Here is a 6000-nt window from a genome sequence, read left to right as displayed (position 1 = left end):
TTTGCTGAGCAGTTTGCCAAATGCAGAATGGCTGCTTGCAGATCGAGGCTATGATGCCGACTGGTTCCGCGAAGCCTTGTCAGAAAGGGGTACAAGGCCCTGTATCCCAGGTCGCAAATCACGCAACAAGACCATTCGATACGACAAGCGCCGTTACAAACGCCGCAACCGCATCGAAAGAATGTTTGGCAGGCTCAAAGATTAGCGACGCGTCGCAACCCGCTACGACCGCTGTCCAAAGGTATTCCTGTCAGCAATTGCACTCGCTGCAACCGTCATATTCTGGTTATGAGTCCTGAACCTAGGGACATTGCCTATTGGTTTCCTGTCTCTGGAACACGCCAAGCTGGTGGTCGACCTAGGACAAGGTGTGTAATTCGGCTCCCTCGCAGGATGTGAAGACACGGTCCTTTTAGACGGCATTGAAAAGAAAGCTGCCGCGGTTTTGACTCCCTTGAATGTATATCCAGATGCCCGGACACTTGCATACAACTCTCATAGTGCAGAGGCTACAATCCAAAGATCATCAAGGTTCCCGGAAGGTCAAAAGGGTCAGGAGTAGGTATTTTATTCCTCACGGCACTATAAGGTCACGAGGAATATTTGATTAACCGCGCATTGTTTGGACATGTTTCGATTTCAGTTGTGCAACCGACGAAGCGGCCATTCGTGCACCGCGCAGCATCCTGAGCATCCGGTTCATACCCGCCATTCGCTGCGCCGCCACGGTTCGCTTACATTCAGTCGTTTTTGAACACAGCGCACACCGGGCAATGCAGCGCATTCGCAAGCCACCTTAAAAGCCAAGCCTGCCGCGTTAAGGTAAAACCGAAACTCACCGCATTCTGGCGCCGTGTTCGCGTTAAAATCAGGTTAACAAAAATAACATTTATACATAAATTCAAAGTCTTACAGAAATGTTCGCACGCGGACAATGTGCAGACATTTACCCCTGCGTACCTTGATCCAGATAAACTGCGCAGCCTGTTAGGGCGGCATAATCATCCTCAACCACGCTGACGGAAAAGTTTTTCATAAAGCCGGAAAAGCGGCCCTTGTCGCGGAAAGCGGCCTCAAACCCCATCTGGGTCAAATAGGGCGCAATCGCCCGAGAGACCCCGCCACACAAATAAATCCCGCCAAAAGGCAGGTGAGTGAGCGCGAGATTGCCTGCCTCGGCCCCCAAAAGCCGCGTAAAAAGGCGGGCCACATCGGGTGCAAAGCCGCCCTCGGCCTCGTTGGCCAGCCCGCCCATAATCGCGGCCGCCGTCGCCTCGGACGGACTGCCTGCTTCTTTGGAAACAAAGGCAAACAAGCGCTCCAACCCGCGCCCAGACAGCACGTCCTCAACCCCGGGAAAGCCATGCGCCGTTTCCACGAAATGGGCCAATCGCAGGTCCGCCTCGTTTCTAACGGGCATATTCACATGCCCGCATTCCGAGGCTGCGACCACGCGCCCCCAAGGGGTTTCATGAACGGGGGCCGCATTGAAACCCGTCCCCACCCCGATAACCAGCTTGGCTGCAATAGGGTCTGGCTCGCCCTGCCCGATGACGGGCCGCAAGTTTTCGGGTGCGATATATCCCAAGGCATGACCTTGCGCTTGGAGGTCGTTCAAAATTGCCACCATTTCTGCCCCTGTCGCGCGGGTCAGGGTTGGTCCATCAATTGTCCAATCAAGGTTGGTCATCGTCGCCACGCCCTGGGCAACGGGGCCCGCAACAGCAACACAGGCTCCCCCACACTCGACATCAGGCAGCGCCTCAAGATAGGCGCGTAGGATGGTCTCCAGCCCGGGGAAATCAGCGTTGCGAAAGCGGCGGACTGTACCTTCTTGCAACACCTTCCCATCTGCCAGCGCCACACGAGTATTCGTGCCACCGATATCGGCAACCAAAGACAGGCGGGATTTGAGGGGTAGGGGCATTGAGAGACTCCGTTGCTCAGGCGCTACGCGACAAGGCAGCCCTGAGCGCGTGATAGGATGCTTTGGGGGTACGCTGCAAGGTTTCGAAGTCGACATGGATCAGGCCAAACCGTTTTTCATAGCCCAGTGACCATTCAAAGTTATCCATCAGCGACCACGTGAAATAGCCTTTCACAGGTATCCCATCAGCAACGACCCGCCGGATGGCCGCCAGATGCTGCGCGAGATAGTCGATGCGGGGGGTATCAGCCACGATGCCGCCCTCAAGCACATCCGTACCCGCCATGCCGTTTTCGGTAACATAGAGCGGCAGATCACCGGAATATTCGGCAGCGGTGCGGCGCAAGAAAAACTCCAACCCCTCGGGGTAGATTTCCCAGCCCATCTGCGTTTTGGGCAAGGGGCCTTCGATCTCCTTATGGGCAGGCCAAGGGCCGGAGGCAGGGGCGATCAGTTTGCGGGTATAGTAATTGATGCCGACCCAATCCACGGGGGCGGATATGGTGGCCATGTCATCTTGCCAGCCTGGCGGCATGTGGGGGGCAAGCCCTTCTAGTACGTCTGCGGGGTACTCCCCCTTGAACATCGCAGACAAAAACCAGCGGTTGTAATAACCGTCATAAAGGTTGGCCGCCGCCGCAGCCTCGGGCGTGTCATCGGCGGGGGCGGCATATTCCATGTTGCACACAGCGCCAAGATTGCCCATGCCCAGCCCGCGCATCACCCCAATAGCGCGACCATGTGCAAGGCCCACATGATGCATTGCCCGCGCCGTTGCGCGAATATCGCGCAAGCCAGGCGCATGATGACCCAGAAAATGCGACAGCCACGCCACGCACCACGGCTCGTTTATCGGCGCGGCGGACCAGACCCTGTCGCCAATCCGCTTCATCACCACGTAGGTATAATCGGCAAACCAATCGGCAATATCGCGGTTGCGCCACCCGCCCATATCCGCAAGGGCCGAAGGCAATTCCCAATGGTACAAGGTGGCGGCGGGTTTCAGCCCACGTTCCAACATGCCATCCACCAAACGGTCGTAATAATCTAACCCCTCTTGGTTTACCGGCCCGCGACCTTCGGGCATGACCCGCGCCCAAGAGGTAGAAAAGCGGTAGGCATCAAACCCCGCCGCTTGCATCAAATCGAAATCTTCGGGCCAGCGGTGATAGTGGTCACAAGCGACCGAGCCGTTTTCAGCGCGAACCACATTGCCGGGGGTTTGGGCAAAATCATCCCAATGGGTGCGGCCCGCGCCGCCAAAGGAATGCCCTTCGATTTGATAGCTAGAGGTGGCGGCCCCAAAGAGAAAGTCATTTGGGAAGTCGGATCGTTTTGGCAACATCGGTCAGGGCCTTTGCGGAGCAGGGCCAGTGGATTGGCCAATAATCAATTCCGCCTCAAGCAAGCGGTTGGACGCAGAGGGCAAAGTCCCTGCGATGGTGTCCAAAAGCATCGCGGCCGCCAGCCGTCCGGCCTCGCGTACGGAGGAACGGGTCGCGGTAAAGATCGGCACATCGCCACCGTTTTTCATATAGCTCAGATCATCGTCATGGATGATGACCGACACATCACGGCCCATGATCAAACCGCGCTCTTCAATCGCACGCCGCGCGCCCAAGGCGATAATCATCGACGACACCAAAACCGCTGTCGGCGGGTCGGGCAGGGCAAGCATGTCGCGCACGGCCTGATAGCCTAAACCTTCGGTCATTTCGATGGACCGCATCAAGGATGGGGCAGCTGTCAGCCCACGTGCAACCAGCGCCTCGGTATAACCATTACGGCGGCGGATCGCGAAATCCATGAATTCCAAACCATTTACCAACCCAATGCGGCGATGCCCAAGGTCGAGCAGGAAGTCGGTCGCACGGCGAAAGGCGCGGCGATTGTTCACATCCACCCAAGAATAGGGCAGGTCGGCACCGGTTGCGCGCCCGTGCACCACAAAAGGCATACCAATTTCATGCAATAGGCGAATGCGGTTGTCATCATGCTTGGGGGAGTGAACGATGACACCATCAACATTGCCGCGGGATTTCATTTCGCGGTAAACCCGCGCTTCGTCGCCATCTGGAACGATGGACAAAATCAGATCATAGCCCGCCTTGGAATAGGTTTCGCCGGCACCGGCGATGAAGTCGGCAAAGATCGGGTTGACGATTTCATGTTGGGTTTCAACGGGGATCACGTGGCCCACAGCCATCGCTCGCCCCGTAGCAAGGCGGATCGCCCGCGTGTTGGGTTTGTAATTGTACCGACTGGCGGCTGCGACCACCTTTTCGCGCGTGGCCTCATTGACCTCGGGATAGCCGTTGAGCGCACGGCTAACAGTTGTTGGCGACAGGCCAAGCTTTTGCGAAAGGTCTTTCAGGTTCATTTTGGCCCAAAGCGGTTTGAATTCTTTTGAAAGACTAGCGACAAGGTTAGCAGAGGTCAAAGGCAATTTTTGACGGCTTAGGTGGGAGGTTGGTGTTAAAAACGGCCTTTTTAAGTTTAAGATAGTTATTTTCGATACTCATGATGCTGCAACTCATGATTGACTCAAAGGGGTAAATCGCGGATGGTCAGGGTTCCAAAGCGGTTTGGATTTGATTCCACCGCTGGAAAAATGAACAAATCGCCTGAAGGCGGGATCATCGGGAGGGAAATATGAAATCCACTTATCTTATGGGGGCCGCCGCGATTGCGTTGCTGGCCGGTGCAGCACATGCGCAAGACCTGAAATTCGCCCCCGGAGAGGATGCGCGTTTCAACTGGGACAGCTTTGAAGCGCTTAAGGCCACCGACCTGAAAGGTCAAAGCCTGAAAATTGACGGCCCTTGGGGCGGCGTTGACAAAGAGCTGTTCGAAAGCGTTATTGCCTATTTTGAAGCGGCGACGGGTGCTGATGTGGAATACACCGGCGGCGACGGGTTTGAGCAGCGCGTGATGATTGATGTTGAGGCAGGCTCGCCGCCAGGTATCGCCGTTATCCCGCAGCCCGGCCTTGCCGCAGACCTTGCCAAGCGCGGCAAGCTGACGGCATTGCCAAGCGAGACGACCGATTGGTTGAAAGAAAACTATGCAGCCGGCCAATCTTGGGTCGACCTTGCAACCTATGCAGGCCCCGACGGGAACAAGGCACTGTACGGCATGTTCTATAAGGTCGATGTGAAGTCGCTGGTTTGGTATGTGCCTGAAAACTTTGAAGATGCAGGCTATGCGATCCCCACGTCGATGGAAGAGCTGAAGGCATTAACCGATCAGATCGTTGCTGATGGTGGCACGCCATGGTGCATCGGTCTGGGCTCGGGTCCGGCAACGGGCTGGCCTGCGACTGACTGGGTCGAAGACATGATGCTGCGCAACAACACCCCCGCAGATTATGACGCATGGGTCAGCAACGAGATGAAGTTTGACGACTCCAAGGTTGTCGCCGCGATTGAAGATTTCGGCTTTTTCGCGCGCAACGACAAATACGTCGCTGGGGGGGCCGGTGCCGTTGGGTCCACCGATTTCCGCGATAGCCCGAAAGGTTTGTTTGCATCGCCACCTGCCTGCTACATGCACCGTCAGGCAAGCTTTATCCCGTCCTTCTTCCCAGAAGGCACTGTGGTTGGGCAAGATGCGGACTTCTTCTACTTCCCATCCTATGCAGACAAGGACTTGGGCAAGCCTGTCCTTGGCGCTGGCACATTGTTTGTGATCACCCAAGACAGCCCAGTGGCCGAAGCGTTCATGAAGTTCCTGCAAACCCCAATCGCGCATGAGATCTGGATGGCGCAAAAGGGCTTCCTGACCCCGCATAAAGGCGTGAACCCCGAAGCATACGGCGACCCGACCTTGCAAAAAATGGGTGGCATTCTGCTGGGGGCTGACACCTTCCGCTTTGACGGGTCCGACCTGATGCCGGGCGCGATTGGCGCAGGCGTGTTCTGGACTGGGATGGTGGACTACACTGCTGGCAAAGATGCCGCTGCGGTTGCGACCGATATCCAAAAGACTTGGGACAGCATTAAGTAAGCTGAACCAACGCATTGCCCAGCCCGGCACTCCTGTCGGGCTGGCATCACTTTTACGGCTGCCAAAGC

At 56.5% G+C, this 6000-nt stretch carries 4 protein-coding genes and 1 pseudogene; 2 read left to right on the top strand and 3 right to left on the bottom strand.

Annotated elements, in window-relative coordinates:
- Positions 1-292: pseudogene (locus G560_RS20720) on the top strand (transposase); the annotation flags it as partial.
- A 654-nt stretch (positions 293-946) separates the two neighbouring features.
- Here the strand turns inward: G560_RS20720 and G560_RS0113785 are convergent.
- The 3 genes from G560_RS0113785 to G560_RS0113775 are packed head-to-tail and all read right to left on the bottom strand — an operon-like array spanning position 947 to position 4307.
- Positions 947-1927, bottom strand: a complete 981-nt coding sequence (locus tag G560_RS0113785; protein WP_022704890.1) for a glucokinase — start codon at positions 1925-1927, stop codon at positions 947-949.
- 16 nt (positions 1928-1943) lie between these two features.
- Positions 1944-3272: a GH1 family beta-glucosidase gene (locus G560_RS0113780; protein ID WP_022704889.1), complete on the bottom strand. Its 1329-nt coding sequence runs from the start codon at positions 3270-3272 to the stop codon at positions 1944-1946.
- A 3-nt stretch (positions 3273-3275) separates the two neighbouring features.
- Entirely contained in the window at positions 3276-4307 is a 1032-nt protein-coding gene (locus tag G560_RS0113775; RefSeq protein WP_022704888.1) for a substrate-binding domain-containing protein, read from the bottom strand.
- Positions 4308-4579: 272 nt separating this feature from the next.
- Between G560_RS0113775 and G560_RS0113765 the strand changes: the two genes are divergently transcribed.
- On the top strand, positions 4580-5932 hold the full coding sequence (locus tag G560_RS0113765; protein WP_022704886.1) for an ABC transporter substrate-binding protein: 1353 nt from the start codon (positions 4580-4582) through the stop codon (positions 5930-5932).
- The last annotated feature ends 68 nt before the right edge of the window (positions 5933-6000 follow it).

The organism is Pseudorhodobacter ferrugineus DSM 5888 (assembly GCF_000420745.1).
Taxonomy (GTDB): Bacteria; Pseudomonadota; Alphaproteobacteria; order Rhodobacterales; family Rhodobacteraceae; genus Pseudorhodobacter; species Pseudorhodobacter ferrugineus.
This window is presented reverse-complemented; position numbering and strand designations above follow the sequence as displayed.